The sequence below is a fragment of the Metabacillus lacus genome (assembly GCF_009674805.1).
GTDB lineage: Bacteria > Bacillota > Bacilli > Bacillales > Bacillaceae > Metabacillus_C > Metabacillus_C lacus.
The window spans coordinates 18948-42960 of sequence record NZ_WKKI01000013.1 but is presented as its reverse complement, the minus strand read 5'-3'; the positions used below and the strand labels follow the sequence as shown (position 1 = coordinate 42960).

Here is a 24013-nt window from a genome sequence, read left to right as displayed (position 1 = left end):
CTTCACTGCAATACCTCTTTCAGGACGTATAGTCGAACAATGAATCATTGTGTTTCTTCTAATAAATGTGCAGAATCCTCGGTACTAAACAACACTTTCCATTGTTGGCGGCTTCTCCAGCCAGCCATATTTGACTGTAATATCCGCTCCCTCTTTGGCGAACATCCCTATTTCTGCAGCAAGTCTAGAATAATTAGCTGCCACGTCGATTCTTTGACTTGCTGATCCAGCAGCAGAATAGTTTCCAATTCCTGCAGCACTTGAAAAAGCCATTAAAAACATCATGAGCTTCTCTGAAAAAGGTACCCCTTCTCCATTAATCACACTAATTTCGCCGGACATCGGTGCGGCAATGTCACTATTTAAAAGTGTTTCCTGGAAAACCTGCACATGCTTTTTGCTGATTGCTTTCCCTTTGTGCATATATTTTTTTACTTCCTCTGTTTTTGCAGTTTCAGCGAAAACCCTGCTTAGCAGTAATCCAAGATGGTTGTTTTCAATGTTAAAAGACAAGTGTGCTATTTCAATCGCATTCAGCGGCCTGACTTTTTTGAGTGGGTTCAAGCCGGAAAAATAATCTTCTGATGATATCATCTCTGCTGTTGAGGGATAGGGAATAAAGGGTTTTTTCATATAAATGCCTTTTTGGACTGCCAATTTTAATGCATTACTGTTGAAAGTAATCATTTCTGTAAGGAAGTGCTGCATTGAATCATGAACATCTTCCCGTGAAACAAGGGTCATTCCTGCAGAGTAATTTAATAGTCCCATTCTGCTGATATTTAAAAGGAAAGTCAGCATATAGGCGTCGGTAAAATGTTTTCCCGCTGAAGTATCTACATCATCCTCTTGGAAACCAATAGGAAGGGGGAAATCTTCTTTTTTTAGTAATTCTTCCAGCCGCTGAATAATGTTTCGTGTAAGGGTCGAAGCGTGCTGAAAAAGCTGCTTAACATCCTCATCATCTGTCGTTTTTAAAAAGTATGCGAGTACTTTATCTGCCATACTGTTTTGAAGATATGTTGTCCAGATAGCGGCAATTTCAGAAGATGAGAGTGGTGAGTGTTGAGTAGGCATGCTTTCGGTATCCCTCCTGTTTAACCATTTCACTTATTATGCAGCGGGATTGGAAAATTTATGTGGAAAAGAAATTCTAATATGTAATGGAAAAAAATATGAAATCCACGCTACTCAACAGAATCCCTCTTTCTATAATAAAGTTGAAAAGGGGGTGAGAAAATGGCAGAAACATTTATTCAAGGTTCAGTGCTCCGCATAGCTTTTGAAAATGGTCTTGATGAAAACGGCAAGCAAAAGCTGACAATCAAAAACTACAGCAACGTGAAAACAACGGCAACGGCAAGCCAGCTTTTATCAGCAGCAGAAGCGGTCATCAGCCTTCAATCCAAGGCACCGATGTACGTAGGAAGAGTCGACACAAATCATGTAAGGCCGTAATTCAAAAGGAATATATATGGTAAGGAGGTGAACAACGATGGCAAGAGTTTTAGAATTGCTTTTTTTAAACACTGAAGGAAAAACAGTCAAGGTAAACGTCGATGAGCCGAAGCAAGATATCACAGAGGCTGACATCAATGCAGCGATGGACCAGCTTTTGGCTGCTTCTGTATTTACTTCTAATGGAGGAGAATACATTTCAAAAAAAGGTGCCCGTATCATCGAGCGAAATGTAAATGAGTTGTCGCTTTAAAATGAAAGCCAGCGCAAGCTGGCTTTTAGCTTAATGTCATAAAAGCAGAAAGAAGGTGAGGGATTTGGAGGAATGGATCAAGGTGATCAGTGATACAGGTTTTCCTGTAGTCGTAACTTTATTTTTACTTCACAGAGTAGAAAACAAGCTTGATGCTTTGAATGTTTCAATTCAAAATATCCCTGTTTTCTTAGCTAGAGAAATGAAATAAAGAATAGAAAAGCTCCTAAGAAAATCTCCCTACTTTTCTTAGGAGTTTTCTATTAAATAAATCAAATATAATAAAAAAGTCTAATGATCCTAAACAGGCTTCTTTCTCATTTTTGTTATTTTCTGAAAAAATGGTATATTTCTATGTTATAAATGTACTTGTACATACGATTAAGGGAGAGTGATTTGGTTGAAAAGGACATTATTCAAAAGTATTGCAGCAGCAACTATTACAATTGGAAGTTTTGCAGCAGTTCCCCTGCCTTCTGCGGATGCAGTTGGTAGTGGTCCTAATCCGGGAAATGGGCAGGTACAACTAAACCGTTTTACAACAAACCAGGAACTTTCTTCGTTTCTGCAATCGATTACGAAGAAATCTGATGCATTATCTTTGGAGGTCATTGGCCAATCCGTAAAGGGTAGAGAATTATATCTTGTAAAAGCAGGAAATAATCCTAATAATCCAACTGTACTGTTTCTTACTCAGCAGCACGGGAATGAAGGGCTGATAACAGAAGGTGCACTTAATTTTATAAAAAAACTAGGTACAAACTCTAAAGAGGTGAGGGATTGGCTTGATCATGTTAACGTCCTTATTCTCCCAAGATTAAATCCTGACGGTGCAGAAGGTGATGTGAATTTTGATATATCACACTACGTTGGTGGAGGGCAAGCAACCAGATTTAATGCAAACGGAGTAGATTTGAACCGTGACCACACAGTCCGTAAAGAACCTGAAACAAAGGCATTTCACGAAAATGTTCTTAAAAAATATAAAATCGACTATATGATAGATTTTCATCACCAGGGAACTCAAAGTGCGATCAATAATAAATATGTTTCTGGATCCATTCTTTACCCGACAAGTCCGAATGTAGCTCCAGAAGTAAGGCAAATGTCGCAGCAGCTTGGTTCAGTCGTCTATCATGCCATTGAAAAAAGAGGATTTGGCCACATTGGCAAGTATGTCGGCGGAACAGAGAATACCATTGCAAGAAACGGAATAGCTGCTGAATATGGAATTGCAACGCTCCTTTTTGAAATGAGGGGCATGATGGATCATGAAAGAGAAGATTATGTGCTTGGTCAAAAAAGCAATGGCTACCTTATTAAGCAGGCTGAAATTGCCATGCAGGAAAGTGTCGCCAGCATCGCTGACGCTACTATTAAAACAGCTGACACATCATTTTGGGAGAACCTTCCTGAACAAAGAAATAAAGAAGCTGAATAACCATTATCCCCTGCGCTCAAAAATGAGCGCTTTTTCTATGAATAAAATAATACTTGTTAAGAAACATTCCGGCCTGTTTGTGCAGCCGAAAGAACTCGGTCCAGGGAGAATGTCCTTAAAGCGCCTCTTTTATAACAATAGGCTGATATATGAGAAGCTGTCAGTCCAAGAACAAGTATGCTTCGCTGCGTTATTTCTCCAGATTTAGAAAGGTAAAAGATTGTGACAGGTGTTTGCATATTAAGGCTTTGTTTCAGTAAATAGTTCATTCTCCCCGCCCTCCTTATAAACTATTATATACGAACGTACATTCTATATTCCACTATTAAGATTATAATAATCTAATGAAGTGGTGTAAACAATTTGATGTATAGATATACAGGAGGGTTATTTAATGAAGGACATTTCTGATGCAGTTTCAGCTGGATTTGTCCTTCATTGCCCTTATGAAGGACATTTCTGCAGCTATTCGGGCTGTAAATGTCCTTCATCGCCGTTATGAAGGACATTTCTGAAGCTATTCCAGTCGTATATGTCCTTCATCGCCGTTATGAAGGACATTTCTGCAGCTATTCCAGCCATAAATGTCCTTCATCGCCTTTATGAGGGACATTTCTGCAACTATTCCAGCCGTAAATGTCCTTCATCGCCGTTATGAAGGACATTTCTGCAACCATTCCACCCTTAAATGTCCTTCATCGCCCATATGAAGGACATTTCTGCAGCTATTCCAGCCGTAAATGTCCTTCATCGCCGTTATGAAGGACATTTCTGCAGCTATTCCAGCCGTAAATGTCCTTCATCGCGTTATGAAGTACATTTCTGCAACTCTATTCCAGCCGTAAATGTCCTTCATCGCCGTTATGAAGGACATTTCTGCAGCTATTCCAGCCGTAAATGTCCTTCATCGCGTTATGAAGTACATTTCTGCAACTCTATTCCAGCCGTAAATGTCCTTCATCGCCGTTATGAAGGACATTTCTGCAGCTATTCCAGCCGTAAATGTCCTTCATCGCCGTTATGAAGGACATTTCTGCAGCTATTCCAGCCATAAATGTCCTTCAGCGCCTTTATGAGGGACATTTCTGCAACTATTCGGGCTCTAAATGTCCTTCATCGCCGTTATGAAGGACATTTCTGCAGCTATTCGGGCTCTAAATGTCCTTCATTGCCCTTATGAAGGACATTTCTGCAGCTATTCCAGCCGTAAATGTCCTTCATCGCCGTTATGAAGGACATTTCTGCAGCATCCAGTCGTAAATGTCCTTCATCGCCGTTATGAAGGACATTTCTGCAGCTATTCCAGCCGTAAATGTCCTTCATCGCCGTTATGAAAGACATTTCTGCAGCTATTCGGGCAGTAAATGTCCTTCATTGCCGTTATGAAGGACATTTCTGAAGCTATTCCAGCCGTAAATGTCCTTCATCGCCGTTATGAAGGACATTTCTGAAGCTATTCCAGCCGTAAATGTCCTTCATCGCCGTTATGAAGGACATTTCTGAAGCTATTCCAGCCGTAAATGTCCTTCATCGCCGTTATGAAGGACATTTCTGAAGCTATTCCACCCGTAAATGTCCTTCATCGCCCTTATAAAGGACATTTCTGCAGCTATTCCACCCATTAATGTCCTTCATCGCCCTTCAATTTTGGTAGGGATATTTTAAAAAAACAGAAAGTTACTCAGAAATTTTTCATTTAAGAGGACCTTTAAAGAAAGGAGATATAGTAGTGTTTATCGAAGGTATTTAATAGGAAAAATAATAAAGAAGTGCTCTCCTGCATATCATGAGGAAAAAGGAGTGAGTGTATTGGAGCAAAAAGACAAAGTCGACAAGATTAAACATACCGCAGAAGAAATAGTCAGGACGCTGTTGAAGGACAATTACCAGCCGAGTGATGGAGAATTGGTAAGAGCAGTAGAACTTCTATCAAGATCCGTTTGCGATTTGTCAGATGTCTATTTGGATGATTCTGTGAACCATGAAGAAACATTAAAGGCTGCACTTGCAAAGGTGAAAATAACTTACAATGCAGTTTCAAAAAATAATACCCGGAACACTTCAAACGCAGTTTAATCATAAGCTGCGTTTTTTTAGTTGTTACACATGCTGGTTTTCACCATTCTAAAATAAATCTCTATCCTCATTTATAACAAGGTGATTTGGTATGAAAGGACTAAAAAACAAACGTATGTTCTTATTTATGTAGAAATATGATATAATGTACTTGCAGTGTTACAGCCCCTGTAGAAAGGGGGTGTTGCCATGTCGGTGTACGAAAGCCTGATTATTATGTTTACGTTCGCTTCTTTAATTATTGCGATTTTGACATTTACGGCAAAAAAATAAGCCGCCTTCAATAATGAAGAGGACTTAGTTTATAAAAGTTCATATATTTAGTAACACTGCAGTTGACTGTAGATGCTGCAACATCTGCAGTCTTCAAACTAGATTATATCATACGGCTAATAGAACTTCATTCTAAATCTGACCATTTCTTAAAACATTTCACACTTCTGCTCTCTTTGAAAAAACGCGGGATATCTTATGTCTGAATATTATCCCATTTAACATATTTATTTCATATAATTTTTCTTTAATCAAGGGTGATATTTTAGAACACTGCCTTAATTTCTTGCACATCATTCAGGTTTGATATATTTTATTTTATAGAAACACACAACGAAAGGAGCTTCTCTTGAAAACATCCGCAAGTGATTTAGTTTTACATCCTGTCAGAATTAAAGTACTTCAAGTACTCGCGCTCGGAAAGCCGTTGACTGTTCAGCAAATTAACCAGCAGCTCCCGCAGATAGCTCAGGCAACCCTGTACCGGCATCTAAATAAATTGGTCAAAGGCGGCATGATTCAGGCAGTCGAAGAGAAGCAGGTAAGGGGGACCGTTGAAAAAACATATGCCCTTTCCTCTGGCAGCATGCTGCCAGAGCAGCAAGATATCATGAGTGCTTCACCGGAGGAGCACCTGAACATGTTTTTAAAGTTTATTGGAATATTGATATCCGATTTTGAAGAATATATTCATCAGCCGGATTTTCATCCATCCAAAGATCTGGGAGGGTACAGCCAGGCTATACTGCATATGAGCGATGAAGAATTTATGGACTTTAATAGGGAACTACAAAGAGTTTTCTTAAAAGCAGCCAAAAACGAGCCATCACCATTACGTCAAGCCAGAAATATTACCTTCATCACTACCTCGAAGAGAAATATTGATCCTTAAATATATTGATACAGTAGTGCCAGCAATCGGTATTATGTAAAAGGAGCATACAATATTAGCGCTTCTAATATCTATGCTCCTTTTCATAGAGTGTCCAACTTACCTTAAGTGCTATAGAGGTGTTAGCCCTGAAGCTCGCTGCTGTTCATTTCAAGAACCTTCTCTATAGCGTGGCTTACTGATTCAACAGTATAGACAGCCTGCTCTTTAACACCTGGCAGGGCTTCTTTCATTGCGAAGCTGTGTGGAGTGAGCGCGAACATAGGCAAATCATTAAAAGAATCACCTATGCAGGCAACCTCATGAGGCTGAATGCCCAGATGGTCAAGAAGAAGCTCCAGTGCTGCACCCTTGCTGATATTTTTAGGCATAATATCAAGACATTGTTTATCGGAAATGTACAGCTCAATGTCTCTGCCGTATTTTTGCTGAAGCTCCAGCTGAAACTCTGTCAGCTGCTCATACTCCCCCAAAACACTCATTTTTGAAATATGCAGGTTATCGCCTATGTCATTTTCCAGCGTGCTTACAACTTCTACAGGTGCAAACAATCTTTCTTCAATTTTTGTGATGATTTCAGTTCTTTTTTCCACATAGTTTTTGCTGTAGTCTGCAATTAACGTGACGCAGTCCAACGCTTTTATTTCCTGAAAGATTGATTTGGCAAGATCTTTTTCAAATGTAATTTCATGAAGCATTTTTCCGCTTCCTGTTTGGACAAACGCACCATTTTGGCTGACCCTGTGGTACGTTTCACCAATCACTTTTAATATTTCGGCAATTTCAATATCCATCCGGCCAGTAGCCAGGCAGATGTCTACACCGCTTGCTTTCAGGGCAGTTAGTGCTTCAATGTCCTCTTTTTTTATTTCTTTTTTAATATCAATTAACGTTCCGTCAAGATCACTTACGAAAAGCTTTATCATCATATTCCCTCCGAATTCTTTTTCCTTTGCTACTATACCATTTTCAAAACAGCAGAGTAAGCAGGATGCCTGAAAGTACCAGATTAATGTAGGCAGCTAACATCCAGACTAACTGTAAGGTAATCATGAGGAGTTGACTCTAAATATGAGAAAAATCACAGCATTGATTCTTATATTGTTTCTAGCAGGGTGTGTTCAGGATGATCAGACTGAAGAGAGATCATTTCTGATACCTGCCGGATATGTAGGCTGGGTAACTGTAGAATACAGCCAGCAAGGAACACAGGTTCAACAGGGTAGAAACAATACCTATGAAGTCAGTAACAAGGGATTAGTGCGGACGAGCCAATCGCAAATACATGAAGGCTGGGCCACCAACCATTTTTATTACGTTGATGATACTGGTAAAAAAACACGGCTTCAGCAGGGGAAAATGATTCATGGGCCATCGAGCGGCCAGGAAAGCAATCATGAATCTGTGGAATACTTTTTCGTTGGAACAGAGGAACAATACAGCAAAATTGAATATGTGCCAAAATAATACGAAAGCATCCCTATCATGAACCAGGGATGTTTTTAGAGCCGTTTCCTGGGCACATTAACCATAATCTCATGTGTTTGTTGATAATTTTTGTTAGTGAATGCCAATTCTTCTGCAATAAAAGTGCCAGTATACCCTGTTTAACTTTAGCTGATCTGTAAGTAGTTCATAACCTGACATTCCTCATAGACAAAATCCGTTGCACTTTTTCATTTTCTTATGTACCATATTGAGGATTGAAACTAAAAGGAGCTGAGGATCTAATGGGATCCTTCATTATAGAGAAGGTACTGAACAACAATGTGCTGATTGCTGCCCATTCCCAATATGAAGAAGTCGTACTGATTGGAAGGGGTATCGGGTTTGGGCGAATTAAAGGGGAAGAAATAGTAGAGAATATTGCTGAAAAAATGTTTATCCTAAAAAATGAGCGTGAGCAGGAACAATTCAAATTGCTGCTTTCACATATAGATGAGGAAACAGTGGAGATTGTTTATGATGTTATTCGATTTATTTCTGACAGACTAAACGTTCACTTAAATGAACATATTCATGTAGCATTGACGGATCATATTTCGTTTGCAATCAAGCGACTTCAACAGGGACTGGATATTAAAAATCCGTTTCTCCTTGAAACAAAGTCTCTATATCCCGAAGAATACAGGATAGCAGGCGAAGCCGTTACCATGATAAATGAAAAGCTGCAAATACATCTTCCGGAAGGAGAGATTGGCTTTATTGCCCTGCATATTCATAGTGGGATTTCAAATAAGCCAATTTCTGAAGTGAATCAGCATTCTCAGTTAATATCACGTCTCATCCAGGTAGTTGAAGATTGTTTAAAAATAACTGTGGACCGTGACAGCATGAACTATCTCAGGCTGATTCGCCATCTCCGCTTTGCGATTGAACGTGTGAAAGCGGATGAAAAAGTAGAAGAGCCGGAAAAATTATCATTGCTATTGAAAAATGAGTATCCTCTATGCTACAATACTGCTTGGAAAATGATTAAAGTCATGCAGCAAGCTTTAAACAAGCCGGTATATGAGGCAGAAACGGTATATTTAACTATGCACCTATACAGGCTGGCCAATAAAGTTTCATAATAGAGTGCAATTTGTTACGTGTAACTGATTCGATCAGGCATGAGAAAACAAGAGCGTTTGAAAGCATCATTCTGGGGAAAGATAACCCTAGAAGCTTTCAGCTTGTTTACTCATGCTTTTTTGTGTTTTTCATTATTTTATGAAAACGCTTGAACTTCATTGATCTTTCATTGCTTCTAAGGTGCTGCATGAGATACATATTCTAAGGAGGTTATTTTCACATGTTTAAAAACATCTTTGGTGTGCTTCAAAAAATTGGGCGCGCCCTGATGCTTCCTGTTGCGATCCTTCCGGCAGCAGGTATTCTTCTGGCGTTTGGTAATGCAATGCAGAATCCACAGCTGACAAACAGATTTGGCTGGCTAACCAATGAGTATGTTGAGCTGATTGCAAGAGTAATGGAACAGTCAGGGGATATAGTCTTCGCCAACCTCCCGCTGCTTTTTGCGGTTGGTGTAGCAATAGGGCTCGCTAATGGTGATGGAGTGGCGGGTATAGCTGCAATTATTGGCTATCTTGTTATGAATGCCACCATGAGTGCAGTGCTTCTGCAAACAGGGCAGCTGCCTGCTGATGCAGTTGAGCTGGCACAATTCTTCCAGGAAATTAACCCTGCATTTGCAAGGGTGCTGGGAATGCCTACGCTGCAGACGGGGGTATTCGGGGGAATTATAGTGGGTGTGCTTGCCGCCTACATGTTTAACAGATTTTATAAAATTGAGCTTCCTCAATATCTTGGCTTTTTTGCAGGAAAGCGATTTGTGCCGATTGTCACTGCTGTTTCAGCACTGATTCTTGGTTTAATCATGCTGGTTGTGTGGCCGCCGGTACAGCATGCGCTAAATTCATTTTCAACAGGGCTGCTTGCAGCTAACAGTACATTAGCGGCATTCATCTTTGGTGTCATTGAAAGGTCACTTATTCCTTTCGGATTGCATCATATCTTCTATTCTCCGTTTTGGTTTGAGTTTGGTAACTATACGACAGCCGCGGGAGAAGTTGTTCGCGGAGATCAGCGAATCTTCATGGCGCAAATTCGTGACGGAGCAGAGCTGACAGCAGGTACATTTATGACAGGTAAGTTTCCGTTCATGATGTTTGGACTTCCTGCAGCTGCACTTGCTATCTATCATGAAGCAAAGCCGGAAAACAAAAAGCTTGTCGCAGGGATCATGGGATCAGCAGCGTTGACAGCTTTTCTTACAGGTATTACAGAGCCGATTGAGTTCAGCTTCTTATTTGTTGCACCTGTTCTTTTTGCCATTCATGCCGTTTTTGCAGGCTTATCATTTATGATCATGGATCTTTTGAATGTTAAGATTGGGATGACCTTCTCCGGAGGGGTAATTGATTATTTCTTGTTCGGAATCCTGCCTAACAGAACTGACTGGTGGCTCGTTATACCAGTTGGATTAGTGCTTGCTGTTATATACTATTTTGGATTCAGATTTGCAATCCGTAAGTTTAACTTAGGAACTCCCGGACGAGAAGCTGCTGAGGTTGATACATCTGACGATGGCAAACCACAGAGTGCCGGAGATCTTCCTTATAACATCCTGCAGTCTCTTGGCGGTCAGGAAAACATTAAACACCTTGATGCCTGTATCACAAGGCTGCGCGTCACAGTAAATGACCAAAAATCTGTAGATAAAAACAGGCTGAAAAAGCTGGGAGCAGCAGGTGTACTTGAAGTAGGGAATAATATTCAAGCTATTTTCGGACCAAAATCGGATAATTTGAAAACGCAGATTCAGGATATAATATCAGGAAGAACACCACGTCCTACTCAAACTCATTCTCAAGAGGAAGAGGTTGAGCAGCAAATTGAAGAAGTAGTTCCTGAACCGCTTCGAAATGAAGCTGGTGAAGATGCGTTTGTGTCTCCGCTAACAGGTGCCATTTCTCCGATTTCAGAAGTGCCGGATCAAGTTTTCTCTGGAAAAATGATGGGCGACGGCTTCGCAATCATGCCTTCAGACGGCACAGTCGTATCACCGGTAAACGGTAAAGTTCTAAATGTTTTCCCTACGAAACATGCCCTTGGCATTGAGTCTGAGTCAGGTAGAGAAATCCTAATACACTTCGGTATCGATACAGTCAACCTTAAAGGAGAAGGATTCACCTCTTTTGTTTCTGAGGGAGACAGAGTTGAAGTGGGTCAAAAGCTGTTAGAGGTTGATATTGAGTCTATTAAAGACAAGGTTCCTTCATTGATGACTCCGATTGTTTTTACAAACCTTAAAGAAACTGAAAGTGTAAAAATCAATCACGGCGGAAATGTGAAGGCTGGACAAGATTCAGTCATAAAAATTGAGGAATCGTAAGGGTTCTTGCTTGTCAGATGGGACTATAGACTGTTAAGATAACTAATTGTGAACAACTAAATTTAAAATAATACTTTCTTAAAAGGAGATTGAAAATTATGGCAGAAAAAACATTTAAAGTAACAGCAGAATCAGGTATCCATGCTCGTCCGGCTACAGTTTTAGTACAAACAGCAAGCCGTTTTGATGCGGATGTTAACCTTGAACATAACGGCAAAACAGTAAACCTTAAATCCATTATGGGTGTAATGTCTCTAGGTATCAGCCAGGGAGCAGAAATCAAAATTTCAGCAAACGGTTCTGATGAAAACGAAGCTATTGCTGCAATTGAAGAAACGATGAAGAACGAAGGATTAGGCGAATAATGCAGCACTTAAAAGGAATCGGGGCTTCTGCAGGTATTGCTATTGCAAAAGCTTACCGCCTTGAAGAACCTGATTTGACAGTCCAGAAAAAACAATCAACGACCCGGCAGCTGAAACAAGCAGATTTGAATCAGCAATCCACACGTCAAAGGAAGAGCTTGAACAAATTCGCCAGTATGCTCTTAAGGAGCTTGGTGAAGATAAGGCGGAGATTTTTTCTGCACACCTGCTTGTCCTTAGTGATCCCGAATTGCTTAACCCTGTGAAAGACAAGGTTCAAAATGAGGGAGTCAATGCTGAATTTGCTTTAAAAGAAACGGCAGATATGTTTGTTTCCATGTTTGAGAGCATGGACAATGAGTATATGAAGGAAAGAGCTGCTGACATCCGCGACGTCACAAAAAGAGTGATTTCTCACCTTCTTGGTGTGGAAATACCAAATCCGAGCATGATTTCTGAAGAAGTTGTCATTATTGCCGAAGATTTAACTCCATCAGATACTGCTCAGTTAAACCGCCAGTTTGTAAAAGGCTTTACAACTGATATTGGAGGACGAACTTCACATTCTGCGATTATGGCTCGTTCAATGGAAATTCCGGCTGTTGTTGGGACTAAGGAAGCACGGAGCAGAATTTCCAACGGCACAATGGTAATTGTAGATGGATTGGATGGGGAAGTCATCATCGATCCTTCAGAGGAGACAATTGCGGAGTATCGTTCCAAGCAGGAACAGTATGCACAGCAGAAAATAGAGTGGGCCAAGCTCGTTAATGAGTCAACTGTAACCAAAGATGGCGTACATGTGGAGCTCGCTGCTAACATCGGTACACCTGAAGATGTAAAAGGCGTTCTTGAAAACGGCGGTGAAGGAGTAGGTCTTTACCGTACTGAATTCCTTTACATGGGCCGTGACCAGCTTCCTACTGAAGAAGAGCAATTCACTGCTTATAAAACAGTGCTTCAAAAAATGGAAGGAAAACCGGTTGTAGTCCGTACCTTGGATATTGGTGGAGACAAAGAGCTGCCTTACCTTCACCTTCCTAAGGAAATGAATCCGTTCCTCGGCTTCCGTGCAATCCGCCTTTGCCTTGAAGAACAGGATATATTCCGTACACAGCTGCGTGCTCTTCTAAGAGCAAGCACATTCGGCAACTTGAAAATCATGTTCCCGATGATTGCAACTCTTCAGGAGTTCAGAAGCGCAAAATCCATTCTTCTTGAAGAAAAAGAAAAGCTTGTTTCTGAAGGAACAGAAGTGGCAGGGGACATTGAAATTGGAATTATGGTAGAAATCCCTTCAACTGCAGTGCTTGCTGACGTATTTGCGAAAGAAGTTGATTTCTTCAGTATAGGAACGAATGATCTGATTCAATATACAATGGCTGCAGACCGTATGAATGAGCGGGTTTCTTATCTGTATCAGCCTTACAATCCGGCTATTCTGCGCCTTGTTTCCAATGTTATTGATGCAGCACATAAAGAAGGCAAATGGGCTGGCATGTGCGGTGAAATGGCCGGAGATCCAATTGCCATTCCAATCCTTCTTGGTCTTGGACTGGATGAGTTCTCAATGAGCGCAACGTCTATTCTTCCTGCAAGATCTCAGATAAAAGAATTATCCAAAGAAGACATTCAACGTTTTAAAGAGGAGATTCTTTCAATGGGCACGACAGAAGAAGTTGTTGAGCTTGTAAAAGAAAAATTTAATGTGTAACAGGCTCAGCCTGATAAAATCCGCCGGATCAGCCGGCGGATTTTTTTATGCTTGATATGTTATATTCCAAATTAATATGAAGCTCTAATATTTACCACACAAAAACTTGGCTTAGATGCTTCAGTACATACCGCTGTCGTAGACACCGCGTCTTTATTGAATAGAATTCCTGCTTCATCAACATACTAACCTTATTCAGAAATGAAAGGGTGTATTTTGATTGGAGAAAAAGGACCTGAAGGCTGGGGATAAAATCTTTGTGATTTATCGCAACCCCCATGCAGCAAATGTTGCGCACATCAAAGAGGCTGAAGTTGTTCAGCACCCAAGTGATGAAGATGATCTTGCCATGTTTCTCTATGACTCTTACCACCTTCTAACAGAGGATGATGCAATTTTCGGTTCTTATGAAGAAGCTGAAGTGTTGTACAATGAGTTATTTGACATCGAACAATATCAATAATGGGAATATCTGAAGAGCATATGTGAGCCGGACAATGCAGAAACAATGAATGCAAGCTGGAAAGGATGTGACAATAATGAAACCTTTTATGCCCCAACTCGTTTATATAGAACCCAGAGCGCTGGAATATCCGCTTGGAGTTGAGTTGAAGAAAAAGTTTGAAGATCTTGGAGTAGAAATCAGAGAAACCACATCGCATAATCAGGTTAGAAATATTCCGGGGGAAAACCATCTTCAAAAATACAGGATTTCCAAATCGACGCTGGTTATTGGTGTTAGAAAAACGCTTGATTTTGATACTTCCAAACCCTCTGCTGAATACGCCATTCCTTTTGCGACGGGCTGTATGGGCCATTGCCATTACTGCTATCTGCAGACAACGATGGGGAGTAAGCCATATATCCGTACATATGTGAATGTAGAGGAAATTCTTGATCGTGCACAGCAGTATATGGAAGAAAGAGCACCGCAGATTACGAGGTTTGAGGCCTCCTGTACTTCTGATATTGTCGGAGTTGACCATCTAACACACTCGTTAAAGAGAGCGATTGAGTATTTTGGAGAAACTGACCTTGGCAGACTGCGCTTTGTTACGAAATTTCACCATGTGGATCATCTGCTTGATGCGAAACATAATGGCAGAACCAGGTTTCGATTTAGTATTAATGCCGATTATGTGATTAAAAACTTTGAACCTGGCACATCACCTCTGGATAAAAGAATAGAGGCTGCAGTAAAGGTTGCCAAAGCTGGCTATCCACTGGGCTTTATCGTTGCTCCTATTTATATTCATGAGGGCTGGGAAGAAGGCTATAAAACTTTATTTGAAAAGCTGGATTCTGCTCTCCCAAGTGAAGCTCGAAAGGATATTACGTTTGAGATGATTCAGCACAGGTTTACAAAACCTGCTAAAAGAGTCATTGAGAAAAACTATCCAAAAACTAAACTTGCAATGAATGAAGAAGAACGCCGTTATAAGTGGGGAAGATATGGAATCGGAAAGTATATTTATCAGAAGGATGAGGAAAAAGATTTAAGGGAAACACTTGAGAGTTATGTTGATACTTACTTTCCTAATGCTAAAATAGAATACTTTACATGAGAATACCCGGGTTTCATGCCCGGGTATTTTATTAACCTTTAGCAGCTTACTGCCTGGAAAAGCAGTTAAACCAGCTTGTTTCCAGAGCGGATTTTAAATGAGAGGATTTTTCCATTCCATCAGCAGTCCATAATTGCACGACTCTTCGTCATCAAGATAGTTTTCAACAAGTGACACAGGCGTTCTGCCGCAAGAAAGAAGAAAACTGATAACAGGATCTCTAAGTGTGCCATTCACTACCTGGTGAACATATTCTTCAGGTGATAGCTCGTTTTTATAAGTGTGGTAGCCTGGCATTCTGCCGCCTCCAAGCAGCCTGTCCAACCTAAGGTGCACAACTGTTTCGTATAGTGATTGAAGCAGCCATTTTCCTACCTTGAGCTTACGGTAAGCAGGAGACACACAGATGTCTACCACATACAGTGTATTTCCATTGTGCTTGTGCGTTGAGATATAGCCGTTGTCCGTTATGAAATCCCATGTATGATGCTTGTCTGACTCAGTATAATCAATTCTCAGGCTTGTTATTGAGCCTATAATCCTTCCGTCTGCCTCTGCGCAAAGAGAACCTTCGGGAAAGAGCTGAATATGATTTGTAAGCTGATTCTCATTCCATAAAAGCTCCTCTGGAAATGGAGGAGGAAAGCTTTCCCTCTGAATCTTAATTAACCCTTGAAAGTCTTTCTCCTGATAATTACGTATGATGATCTTCCGCTGCTTTTGTCCGTCATACACATATAGCTCTTTTCGAAACATACTTGTCTCCTTTCATTAAAATCATTTTTTTACCCCCTTTAAAAACTTCTTAAACTTTGCTAGTTTTTGCCGATATAAGCTGTGACAGAGTTTCTCATTCTTAATACCCGCTGATGGACGGGAATTATCATAAAGCTGGTGAATGATACAATGATCCAAATACCTTTCTTTTACATAAGCATAATCGTGTTTCATGCAGGATTATCTATATTTGCCTGTTATCAATTTATGAAATTTTTTGAAAGAACAGGAGCACCATCTTCTAAAGTGAGAAAGCTTGTTCATTTGCTGATTCTTGCGGTTCCATTAAGTTTTGGACACTTATTTATTTTTCTTATGGTAGAACAGCCTTTTACAGGTATGCAGCTTGCAGTCTGTATTGGCATTTATTTTACTATAAAACTGCTGACGGCCTATTGCTGCCTCATTGCAGCAGACAGAGAATATATTCCTTTCGGCACTTACCTGGTAATGGGAATCTCAATAGCCGGACTGGTGCTTCTAGCTGACTATGCCAGCAGCCTGGTGCTTTTCAGAGACTTTCTATCTTTAAAAGCAGATTTGCTTACTCTTTCCATCATTATAACTTTAGGAGTTGCGTTTGCAAGCATTCGCATTGTTAGTATGCTCTCGCAGACCTGCAGCAGTTTTTGGCTTAAGCTATCCGCATCTGCAATCGGCCTTTCATTAAGCGGGATTCCGATTATGGTAATGTATTCTTTAGTAGAGACAAGCGCTTTGCTGCCAAGCCGGTATATAAGCATGCCGATTTTGGCACCCTTTCTGACAGAGGCATTTTTTCTTCTCATTTTGTGGCTCATTCCTGATTATTTGCTTTCTAAAACAAACAGAGAACAAAAAGCAGAGCTCCTTGAACAGCAGCATCACTATAAATCGCTGTTTGAGCATAATCTCTCAGCAGTGTTCACTTGTGATGTGAACGGGGTTGTTGTAAATTCCAATCAAAAAGCTTCAGAATTTCTTGGGTACCATGCAAAAGAGCTGCTGGGAAAACATATTCTTACAGCGGTACATACAGCAGATAAAGGGGAAGTAAAGGCTTTGCTTCAGAATGCTTTGGATGGAGAAGCATCAAATATGGAAACGAGAGTTATTCGCAGGGACGGTACCTCTACATCTCTGAGACTGAAAATGGTTCCCATCAAAACGGGAGAGATTGTTAAGGGAATATTTGCCATAACTGAGGACTTATCAGAAATCAAACAAAAGGATGAAAAAATCTCTTTTATAGCTTTTCATGATGAATTGACAGGCTTGAAAAACAGAAGTTTTCTGATTCATGAGATTGAAAAGCTAAGGATGGCTGGTGATGATCAGTTTTCAGTATTTTATCTTGACATTAACGGATTCAAAAAGTGGAATGATCTTTATACTCAATCTTTTGGTGATAAACTTTTATACGAGGTTGCGGAGAGATTTCAGCGAAAGGTGTCAACAAATGGATCTTTATTTGTAAGGTTTAATGGTGACGATTTTGGCCTGCTGCTTAGAAGTAAGCAAAAACACCGCCAGGAAGAAGTGCTTTTGCAGCTGAGAGAAGCACTGCACCACCCAATTATTGTTCAAAACCAAGAATGCTATGTTTCAGCTTCCTATGGAATTGCAGCTCCAGACTCGGTGGGGTTTATCACAAATGAATTACTGAAAAATGCAGAAACAGCCATGAGATATGCAAAACAAAGCTATGATGATCATGCGTATTATGGAGATGAAATACAGGAAGAAAGAATACAGGAACTTTTTCTGGAAAAAGAGCTTCGAATAGCGATTGAACGCAAAGACCTGCATGTCCATTATCAGCCAAAAATCAACAGCAGGTACAACTCTCTCGCGGGACTAGAAGCTTTAGTCAGATGGAGGCATGCTGAAAAGGGAATGGTCCCTCCAGGTGTGTTTATACCGATTGCAGAAAGAAACGGATTGATTGTACCTCTGGAGCGGATTGTGTTTGAAGAAGTATGTCAGGATATAGCCTCCCTTCTCAACAAGGGCCAGCTCATTAAAAGGGTATCGGTCAATATTTCACAGATTCACTTATATCAGGAAGATTTTTCTCAATTCATTATTTCCTGCTTGAAAAAGTACAATATCCATCCCACTGCTATAGAACTTGAGATTACAGAATCTGTGATTATGATGGATGACTTGAATGTGATCCAAAGGCTTGAGCACCTGAAAGAAATGGGTGTGGAAATCAGTATGGATGACTTTGGAACAGGATACAGCTCTCTAAGCTATATTAACAAGCTTCCTATCGACAGAATTAAGATCGATAAAAGCTTTATTGACCAGATTGAGATAGACGAACAGTATCAAACCATTATTAAAACCATTGTTTCGATGGCGAGACATCTCCGTCTGGAAGTAATTGCAGAAGGCGTAGAAACAGAAAAACAGATGTTATTTCTTAAAAGCGTAAATTGCTTTCATATTCAAGGCTATTTTTATTATGCGCCTATGACGTTTGAAAAAGTCCGAGAGCTGCTTTATAGTGAAGAGCTGCTAAAGGAACCAGCAGTAAACTAAGCTTGATCAGCAGGCAGAGTGACTAGGGAAGAACTGAACTGCAGTGATTCTCTATAGTTCGGTGCCGAGGGTAACCAGGATGGCTATGCAGCTTGTAGAAGGAAAGCCTGTTGGCTGGTGTGAAGACGGTATAAACTTTACCGTATTCATGCCAGCTGTTTTTTTATGCTAAAAAATAACCCTAACAAGTTCTGATCTAGCTGGCTGACTGTACAATGCAGGAAATGGAGGCAGGGAGCCGTCTTCTGTTACAATATAGATACATTGAAATAGGGGAGGGGAATGGGAAATATGGATTTACGTTACAAGGGAAAAACAGCTTTGATTGCTGCCTCCAGCCAGGGTCTTGGAAAGGCAGTTGCAAAAAAATTGCTGGAAGAAGGTGCTTCTGTCATGATTTCCGGGAGATCTGCGGAAAAGCTGGAATCTGTTATGGAGGAATTTTCAGCATATAAGGATAATCTTTCATACAGCGTATGCGACATTACGATAAAAGAAAATATTGAAGCAATCGTAAAAAAAACGGCTGAAACATTCGGTGGCATTGACATTCTTGTGAACAATGCTGGCGGTCCTCCTGCAGGCACATTTGAGCACTTATCCGATGAAGATTGGCAGCGAGCGTTTGAATTGAATTTACTCAGCTACATACGTTTCATTAGAGAAGTGCTTCCACATATGAGAGGCAGGGGAGGCAGAATCCTCAATATCGCCTCATCTTCCATAAAAGAGCCCATCCCTGGATTGCTTTTATCTAATACATTCAGATTGGGAATTGCCGGAATGACAAAAACCCTGGCCGGAGAACTGGCTCCATACGGCATCTTAATCAATACTGCCGCACCCGGCAGAATTGCAACAGACCGGGTTGCTGTACTTGATACACTCAATGCAGAAAAGGCAGGTATTTCAAAAGAGGAAATGGAGGAAAGTGTGAAGGGTGCTATTGCCCTCAAGAGGTATGGCCAGCCTGAAGAATTTGCTGTTTATGCTGCCTTTCTTCTCTCAGAGGTAAATAGTTACATGACTGGACAAGTATTTCTTGTAGATGGCGGGATGGTAAAGTCAGTATAAAAATTCCACCAAATGTCTGACTTGCTGAAAAAAGTGTTAACAATCACGATAAGGAGCGGGAATGAATGAAAACAATCGGTTTTATTGGAATAGGTGTAATGGGGGAAAGCATGGCGGACAATCTTATGCAAGCCGGCTTTCAAGTGCAAGTATACACCAGAACAAAGAGCAAGGCGGAAACTATCATAGGAAAAGGAGCCGTATGGAAGGAATCTGTTAAAGAAGTAACTGAAGGTGCTGATGCAGTGATCACCATAATTGGCTATCCAAAGGATGTGGAGGAAGTCTATTTAGGTGAAGATGGAATTCTTGCTTATGCAAAAGAGGGTACATATGTAATTGACATGACAACTTCTAAGCCTTCACTGGCTAAAGAAATTTATCAGGCTGCAAAAAATAAAGGTATCTTTGCTCTTGATGCTCCTGTATCAGGTGGAGATATCGGAGCAAAAAATGGAACTCTTGCTATTATGGCTGGCGGTGAGGAAAAGGATTTTCTGGCCTGTAGGAGTATTTTCGAGGCTATGGGAGAAAATATCGTCTACCAGGGAGGTCCTGGATCTGGTCAGCATACAAAAATGTGCAATCAAATTGCAATAGCTTCAGGAATGATCGGGGTCTGTGAATCCCTCGTATATGCAAAGAGAGCCGGGCTGGATCCTGAAAATGTGCTTAAAAGTATTTCTACCGGCGCTGCCGGAAGCTGGTCATTAAGCAATCTGGGGCCCCGCATGCTGAAGGAAGACTTTGAACCCGGTTTTTACGTAAAACATTTCGTAAAAGATATGGATATTGCACTTTCTGAAATTCAGCATATGGATGTCGAGATGCCAGGACTTCAGCTTGTCAGATCTCTATATGGTGAACTGCTGGACCGCAATGAGGATAACAGCGGAACTCAGGCATTGTATAAGCTTTGGAATTATTAAAGTTAAAATAAAAATCGCCGGCAGGGAGCCGGCGATTTTTCAATGAATCTATTATTTTCCGATAAACATTTGAGTCCAGTAGTTACCATCCGCTACATGTCCTACACCAATATGTGTATATTGGCCGTTCATGATATTTTTGCGGTGTCCTTCACTGTTCATCCACGCTTTTACAACTTCTTCAGGAGAGCGCTGACCCATAGCGATATTCTCACCGGCAGTTTTGTATGAAATGCCGAATTGCTTCATCATATCAAATGGTGATCCGTAAGTAGGGCTTGTATGAGAAAAATAGTTTTTGTTTTTCATATCTTGAGATTTTACTCTTGCCACTTTGCTTAAAGCTTCATCAAGCTGCAACGGTTTAAGACCTTGCTTCTGGCGCTCAACGTTTGTTAATTCAACCACTTTCTTTTCAAACGCACTCACGCTGGATTGTGTTTGCTCAGCAGGCTTTGGAGCCGGAGCTGGAGCAGGTTTAGTTTGCTCAGCAGGCTTTGGAGCCGGAGCTGGAGCAGGTTTAGCTTGCTCAGCAGGCTTTGGAGCCGGAGCTGGAGCAGGTTTAGCTTGCTCAGCAGGCTTTGGAGCTGGAGCTGGAGCAGGTTTAGCTTGCTCAGCAGGCTTTGGAGCTGAAGCTGGAGCAGGTTTAGCTTGCTCAACAGGCTTTGGAGCTGGAGCTTGCTGGAAATTAAATTTTAGGTTAGGAAAATGCTGTTTTAGCAAATTCTCAATTGAAGATTGATCTAATTGTTTTACCTCTATTTTAAAAGATTGTACTTCCTGTGCATTAGCTTGTCCTGAATTGAAAGTAAAAATAGTTGCTGCAGCTGCTAATGAAAGAACTGTCGCTTTTTTAAACATAATGATTATGCCTCCCGTTTTTTTCTTATTTGTAGTTGTCTCGATGACAAACTCATCATAACACGCTTTTTTTGTAACAAAGTGCCCAAGACTTTCCATTTACAATGTTTAAGATATTGTACTTTGTATAAATCCTTATGATTAAAGGGTTTACGAAAGAAATCCTTCCTACAGTTCTTTTAAGATATCACCCATAAATCTCCTAGTAATCTAATTTTTTCATAAAAATTGAGGTTGACATAGTTTTTTAGGTACAAAGATATATGACAAGTTTTACATAAATGTTACAATATATATAGTTTTGTGAAGAGGAAATACCGAAGGGAGAACCGAAAAAATTGACTGAGCAAAAGGGAAATCAGCCTGAACAGCGCAAGGTAAAGAAATTGAGGCAGTTTCGCATCAATATCTTTTTCTTTTTTATATTTCTGCTCTTTGTCGCATTGATTGTTAAATTAGGAGTTGTCCAGATTGTCCAGGGTGAGGAGTATTCAAAAGAAGTTTCAAAAACTGATGCTGATATAGCAAAATTTCCTGCTCCTCGAGGTAAAATGATTGATAAATATCGAAGGGTGCTGGTTGATAATACAGCCGTTCCTTCCATTACCTATACAGTAGACAGAAAAACAAAAGCAAAAGAAAAGCTTCAGATCGCAGAGAAGCTTGCTCAATATATTGAAGTTCCTACTGATGAATATCAGGAGGACAAGAAAGTGACAGACTTGAAGTATTACTGGCTTGCGGCCAACCCGGAGAAAGCGAAAAAGCTTTTAAAGGACAGTGAGCTGTCGCTGGAACCGAAAGAGACAAATAAGCTGCAGCTGGAAAGGGTGCCTTCTGAAGAAATAGAAAAGCTGAGAAAGGATCCGGAAGAACTGGAAGTGGCCGTCATTTATACAAGGTTTTCCTCTGGTTATGCCTATCAGCCGCAAGTGGTAAAGTCAGATGATTTAACTGAAGCTGAATTATCAATTGTTGCTGAAAGGCTGGAAGAGCTTCCTGGAGTTGATGTCATTACAGATTGGGCAAGAAAGTATCCTTATGACCGTACACTTAGAACAATTTTCGGCGGGCTGACAAAGCCCGAAGAAGGAATTCTGGAGGACCGCAAATCTCACTATCTGGCAAGAGGTTATGCGCGAAATGAGCGGGTAGGAAAAAGCTTTCTTGAATTGCAGTATGAAGACTATCTGAATCCCCGTAAATCCAAGGTCCTGTTTACTTCTGACCGTAATGGAAACATTGTATCAGAAGAAGTGATTGATGAAGGCAGAAGGGGTTACGATCTTCAGCTTACTTTTGATATCGAGCTGCAAAAAGAGGTGGACAGAATTATCGAGGAAGAAGTTCGGGAGGCACGATCAATAAACCGTAATGTAGACCGTGCTTTTGTTGTCGTCATGGATCCTTATAAAGGGGATGTTCTCTCTTTAGGCGGCAAGGTGATCAATGAAAATGGCGAAACAGAAGATTTTGCTTTCGGGACGTTTACCCAGCAGTTTGAGATGGGGTCAACAGTTAAGGGAGCCACAGTTCTGGCAGGTTATCAGAATGGCATATCACATGGTGCGTCCTTCTATGACAGACCGATAAAGTTTGCCGGCACGAGAGAGAAAAAGTCTTGGAGAGCCGGAGGTTTTGGCTGGCTTAATGATGAACATGCACTTGAGGTCAGTTCGAATGTGTACATGTTTTATATTGCGATGGACATTGCAGGAGTAAAATATGTCCCCAATGGACCTTTTCGGGCAAAAATGGATGCTTTTGTAAAAATGAGAAATTACTTTTCCCAATTTGGGCTTGGAGTTCCTACGGGAATCGATATGCCTTACGAATCAGTCGGGCAAAAAGCTGATCCGGATCAAATGGGTAAGCTTCTTGATTTAGCAATCGGACAGTTTGACACTTACACGCCGCTGCAAATGGCCCAGTATGTGTCTACTATCGCAAATGGAGGCTACAGGGTCGCACCGCGATTGCTGAAATCTGTCCATACACCAGGCAATGAAAACGAGCTGGGCGCAATTGTAGCTGAAAACGAAGGGAAAATCCTTAATCGCATCAACAATACCCCTGAAGATCTGAAGCGTGTACAAGAAGGCTTCAGGCTTGTTACCCAGGGATCTCAAGGAACAGCAGCCGGCAAATTCGGAAAGTACGATGTGAGCGGCAAAACAGGGACGGCTGAAACCTACTTGAATGGAAGATTGACAACAAATCTTACATTCGTAGGCTACTATCCTTCAAAGCAGCCGGAAATTGCGTTTAGTGTAGTGGTTCCTTATGGAGGTAAATCGACAATAAATAAGAATATTGCCAAACGGGTAGTGGAGGCTTATGCCACATTGCAGGAAAAATATCAGTCTGGAGACACTGAAGCACTAACTGACGAAGAAAAAACACAGCAGGTTATCGATACTGATACGAATGTAGAAGTTGTAAACTAAGAGGGAATCAATTGATTTCCTCTTTTTTTTTGCTCGTTTGCATAGCTTAGTTGAAATATGAAGTAATTGGTTACCCTCCCGATTCCGCTTAAGCGGTTCAAATCATCCATTTTAGTCCTTTTCACTAAATAGCGAAGTTCCTCCGTTACTATATGTATAGTGTCTAAGGTCCTTCATGAGGGCGATGAAGGACAAAATTGACTGGAACAGCATGGGAAAGGTCCTCCAACGGGGCGATGAAGGACAAAATTGACTGGAACAGCAAGAGAAATGTCCTTCATCGGGGTGATGAAGGACAAAACTGAATGGAATAGCAAGGGAAATGTCCTTCTTGAGGGGCGATGAAGGGCAATTTGGCAGGAACAGCATGCACAAGGCGCTTCCCCATCCCGACTAAGGAGAAATAAGGGTAGGAATTCCGGTTACATTCAAAATTAGCCGTTTTTAGGAGAAAATAAGGGAACG

The 24013-nt window shown here is 40.8% G+C and carries 23 protein-coding genes and 1 pseudogene; 18 read left to right on the top strand and 6 right to left on the bottom strand.

Annotated elements, in window-relative coordinates; all coding sequences use genetic code 11:
* Positions 1-84: 84 nt before the first annotated feature.
* A complete protein-coding gene (locus tag GJU40_RS08980; RefSeq protein ID WP_154307413.1) occupies positions 85-1077 on the bottom strand; it encodes a DUF3231 family protein in 993 nt (330 codons plus the stop codon).
* A 162-nt stretch (positions 1078-1239) separates the two neighbouring features.
* Here GJU40_RS08980 and GJU40_RS08975 point away from each other — a divergent pair, with 162 nt between their 5' ends.
* The 4 genes from GJU40_RS08975 (at position 1240) to GJU40_RS08960 (ending at position 3152) form a co-directional block, all read left to right on the top strand.
* A complete protein-coding gene (locus GJU40_RS08975) occupies positions 1240-1458 on the top strand; it encodes a DUF1659 domain-containing protein (RefSeq protein ID WP_154307411.1) in 219 nt (72 codons plus the stop codon).
* Between the two features lie 37 nt (positions 1459-1495).
* Positions 1496-1711 (top strand): DUF2922 domain-containing protein, encoded by a 216-nt coding sequence (locus GJU40_RS08970; protein WP_154307409.1) that lies wholly within the window; start codon positions 1496-1498, stop codon positions 1709-1711.
* Positions 1712-1775: 64 nt separating this feature from the next.
* Positions 1776-1922 (top strand): YvrJ family protein, encoded by a 147-nt coding sequence (locus GJU40_RS08965; protein WP_154307407.1) that lies wholly within the window; start codon positions 1776-1778, stop codon positions 1920-1922.
* Positions 1923-2102: 180 nt separating this feature from the next.
* Complete coding sequence (locus GJU40_RS08960) at positions 2103-3152, top strand: M14 family zinc carboxypeptidase (RefSeq protein ID WP_343031482.1); 1050 nt, start codon at positions 2103-2105, stop codon at positions 3150-3152.
* 56 nt (positions 3153-3208) lie between these two features.
* Here GJU40_RS08960 and GJU40_RS08955 read toward each other — a convergent pair whose 3' ends face one another.
* Together GJU40_RS08955 and GJU40_RS08950 are read right to left on the bottom strand one after the other, a co-directional pair.
* Positions 3209-3421 (bottom strand): WYL domain-containing protein, encoded by a 213-nt coding sequence (locus GJU40_RS08955; protein ID WP_154307403.1) that lies wholly within the window; start codon positions 3419-3421, stop codon positions 3209-3211.
* 874 nt (positions 3422-4295) lie between these two features.
* Positions 4296-4493, bottom strand: coding sequence for a hypothetical protein (locus GJU40_RS08950; protein WP_170289365.1), 198 nt, complete (start codon positions 4491-4493; stop codon positions 4296-4298).
* Positions 4494-4961: 468 nt separating this feature from the next.
* Between GJU40_RS08950 and GJU40_RS08945 the strand changes: the two genes are divergently transcribed.
* From GJU40_RS08945 to GJU40_RS08940, 3 genes are all read left to right on the top strand, one after another.
* Entirely contained in the window at positions 4962-5228 is a 267-nt protein-coding gene (locus tag GJU40_RS08945; RefSeq protein WP_170289364.1) for a hypothetical protein, read from the top strand.
* Positions 5229-5417: 189 nt separating this feature from the next.
* A complete protein-coding gene (locus GJU40_RS21525; RefSeq protein ID WP_425481215.1) occupies positions 5418-5501 on the top strand; it encodes a putative holin-like toxin in 84 nt (27 codons plus the stop codon).
* Between the two features lie 349 nt (positions 5502-5850).
* Positions 5851-6393 (top strand): helix-turn-helix domain-containing protein, encoded by a 543-nt coding sequence (locus tag GJU40_RS08940; RefSeq protein WP_154307398.1) that lies wholly within the window; start codon positions 5851-5853, stop codon positions 6391-6393.
* 122 nt (positions 6394-6515) lie between these two features.
* On the opposite strand, the gene GJU40_RS08935 is transcribed toward GJU40_RS08940, so the two are convergent.
* Positions 6516-7322 carry an HAD family hydrolase gene (locus GJU40_RS08935; RefSeq protein WP_154307396.1) on the bottom strand — a complete coding sequence of 269 codons (807 nt, stop codon included), beginning with the start codon at positions 7320-7322 and terminating at the stop codon, positions 6516-6518.
* A gap of 142 nt (positions 7323-7464) precedes the next feature.
* On the opposite strand from GJU40_RS08935, the gene GJU40_RS08930 reads away from it, so the two are divergent.
* From GJU40_RS08930 to splB, 7 genes and pseudogenes are all read left to right on the top strand, one after another.
* Positions 7465-7860, top strand: a complete 396-nt coding sequence (locus GJU40_RS08930) for a DUF6843 domain-containing protein (RefSeq protein WP_154307394.1) — start codon at positions 7465-7467, stop codon at positions 7858-7860.
* A gap of 263 nt (positions 7861-8123) precedes the next feature.
* Complete coding sequence (gene glcT / locus GJU40_RS08925; protein ID WP_154307393.1) at positions 8124-8966, top strand: glucose PTS transporter transcription antiterminator GlcT; 843 nt, start codon at positions 8124-8126, stop codon at positions 8964-8966.
* 221 nt (positions 8967-9187) lie between these two features.
* Positions 9188-11290: a glucose-specific PTS transporter subunit IIBC gene (gene ptsG / locus GJU40_RS08920; RefSeq protein ID WP_154307392.1), complete on the top strand. Its 2103-nt coding sequence runs from the start codon at positions 9188-9190 to the stop codon at positions 11288-11290.
* 98 nt (positions 11291-11388) lie between these two features.
* Positions 11389-11655 (top strand): phosphocarrier protein HPr, encoded by a 267-nt coding sequence (locus GJU40_RS08915; protein WP_154307391.1) that lies wholly within the window; start codon positions 11389-11391, stop codon positions 11653-11655.
* Positions 11655-13369 (top strand): annotated as a pseudogene (gene ptsP / locus GJU40_RS08910) (phosphoenolpyruvate--protein phosphotransferase). The gene GJU40_RS08915 and the pseudogene ptsP overlap by 1 nt, the downstream one beginning before the upstream one ends.
* Positions 13370-13589: 220 nt before the next feature.
* Positions 13590-13832 (top strand): transcriptional regulator SplA domain-containing protein, encoded by a 243-nt coding sequence (locus GJU40_RS08905; protein ID WP_154307390.1) that lies wholly within the window; start codon positions 13590-13592, stop codon positions 13830-13832.
* A gap of 73 nt (positions 13833-13905) precedes the next feature.
* Complete coding sequence (gene splB, locus GJU40_RS08900) at positions 13906-14934, top strand: spore photoproduct lyase (protein WP_343031485.1); 1029 nt, start codon at positions 13906-13908, stop codon at positions 14932-14934.
* Between the two features lie 93 nt (positions 14935-15027).
* On the opposite strand, the gene GJU40_RS08895 is transcribed toward splB, so the two are convergent.
* Positions 15028-15690, bottom strand: a complete 663-nt coding sequence (locus GJU40_RS08895) for a GNAT family N-acetyltransferase (RefSeq protein WP_154307388.1) — start codon at positions 15688-15690, stop codon at positions 15028-15030.
* Between the two features lie 150 nt (positions 15691-15840).
* On the opposite strand from GJU40_RS08895, the gene GJU40_RS08890 reads away from it, so the two are divergent.
* The 3 genes from GJU40_RS08890 to GJU40_RS08880 all read left to right on the top strand — a co-directional run bounded on the left by GJU40_RS08890 (position 15841) and on the right by GJU40_RS08880 (position 20240).
* Entirely contained in the window at positions 15841-18237 is a 2397-nt protein-coding gene (locus GJU40_RS08890; protein WP_154307387.1) for a putative bifunctional diguanylate cyclase/phosphodiesterase, read from the top strand.
* A 291-nt stretch (positions 18238-18528) separates the two neighbouring features.
* Positions 18529-19311, top strand: a complete 783-nt coding sequence (locus GJU40_RS08885) for an SDR family oxidoreductase (protein WP_154307385.1) — start codon at positions 18529-18531, stop codon at positions 19309-19311.
* 65 nt (positions 19312-19376) lie between these two features.
* Positions 19377-20240, top strand: a complete 864-nt coding sequence (locus GJU40_RS08880) for an NAD(P)-dependent oxidoreductase (protein ID WP_154307384.1) — start codon at positions 19377-19379, stop codon at positions 20238-20240.
* A gap of 51 nt (positions 20241-20291) precedes the next feature.
* On the opposite strand, the gene GJU40_RS08875 is transcribed toward GJU40_RS08880, so the two are convergent.
* On the bottom strand, positions 20292-21101 hold the full coding sequence (locus GJU40_RS08875) for a CAP domain-containing protein (protein ID WP_154307383.1): 810 nt from the start codon (positions 21099-21101) through the stop codon (positions 20292-20294).
* A 338-nt stretch (positions 21102-21439) separates the two neighbouring features.
* Between GJU40_RS08875 and GJU40_RS08870 the strand changes: the two genes are divergently transcribed.
* Complete coding sequence (locus GJU40_RS08870; protein ID WP_154307382.1) at positions 21440-23548, top strand: peptidoglycan D,D-transpeptidase FtsI family protein; 2109 nt, start codon at positions 21440-21442, stop codon at positions 23546-23548.
* The last annotated feature ends 465 nt before the right edge of the window (positions 23549-24013 follow it).

Excerpts from the sequence above, each read along its gene's own strand:
- GJU40_RS08885 (WP_154307385.1), top strand. The coding sequence starts at position 18,529 with ATGGATTTACGTTACAAGGGAAAAACAGCTTTGATTGCTGCCTCCAGC.
- GJU40_RS08935 (WP_154307396.1), bottom strand. The coding sequence starts at position 7,322 with ATGATGATAAAGCTTTTCGTAAGTGATCTTGACGGAACGTTAATTGAT.
- GJU40_RS08915 (WP_154307391.1), top strand. The coding sequence starts at position 11,389 with ATGGCAGAAAAAACATTTAAAGTAACAGCAGAATCAGGTATCCATGCT.
- GJU40_RS08980 (WP_154307413.1), bottom strand. The coding sequence starts at position 1,077 with ATGCCTACTCAACACTCACCACTCTCATCTTCTGAAATTGCCGCTATC.
- GJU40_RS08895 (WP_154307388.1), bottom strand. The coding sequence starts at position 15,690 with ATGTTTCGAAAAGAGCTATATGTGTATGACGGACAAAAGCAGCGGAAG.
- GJU40_RS08890 (WP_154307387.1), top strand. The coding sequence starts at position 15,841 with ATGATCCAAATACCTTTCTTTTACATAAGCATAATCGTGTTTCATGCA.
- GJU40_RS08955 (WP_154307403.1), bottom strand. The coding sequence starts at position 3,421 with ATGAACTATTTACTGAAACAAAGCCTTAATATGCAAACACCTGTCACA.
- ptsG (WP_154307392.1), top strand. The coding sequence starts at position 9,188 with ATGTTTAAAAACATCTTTGGTGTGCTTCAAAAAATTGGGCGCGCCCTG.
- GJU40_RS08880 (WP_154307384.1), top strand. The coding sequence starts at position 19,377 with ATGAAAACAATCGGTTTTATTGGAATAGGTGTAATGGGGGAAAGCATG.
- GJU40_RS08875 (WP_154307383.1), bottom strand. The coding sequence starts at position 21,101 with ATGTTTAAAAAAGCGACAGTTCTTTCATTAGCAGCTGCAGCAACTATT.
- GJU40_RS21525 (WP_425481215.1), top strand. The coding sequence starts at position 5,418 with ATGTCGGTGTACGAAAGCCTGATTATTATGTTTACGTTCGCTTCTTTA.
- GJU40_RS08970 (WP_154307409.1), top strand. The coding sequence starts at position 1,496 with ATGGCAAGAGTTTTAGAATTGCTTTTTTTAAACACTGAAGGAAAAACA.
- GJU40_RS08930 (WP_154307394.1), top strand. The coding sequence starts at position 7,465 with ATGAGAAAAATCACAGCATTGATTCTTATATTGTTTCTAGCAGGGTGT.
- GJU40_RS08975 (WP_154307411.1), top strand. The coding sequence starts at position 1,240 with ATGGCAGAAACATTTATTCAAGGTTCAGTGCTCCGCATAGCTTTTGAA.
- glcT (WP_154307393.1), top strand. The coding sequence starts at position 8,124 with ATGGGATCCTTCATTATAGAGAAGGTACTGAACAACAATGTGCTGATT.
- GJU40_RS08950 (WP_170289365.1), bottom strand. The coding sequence starts at position 4,493 with ATGTCTTTCATAACGGCGATGAAGGACATTTACGGCTGGAATAGCTGC.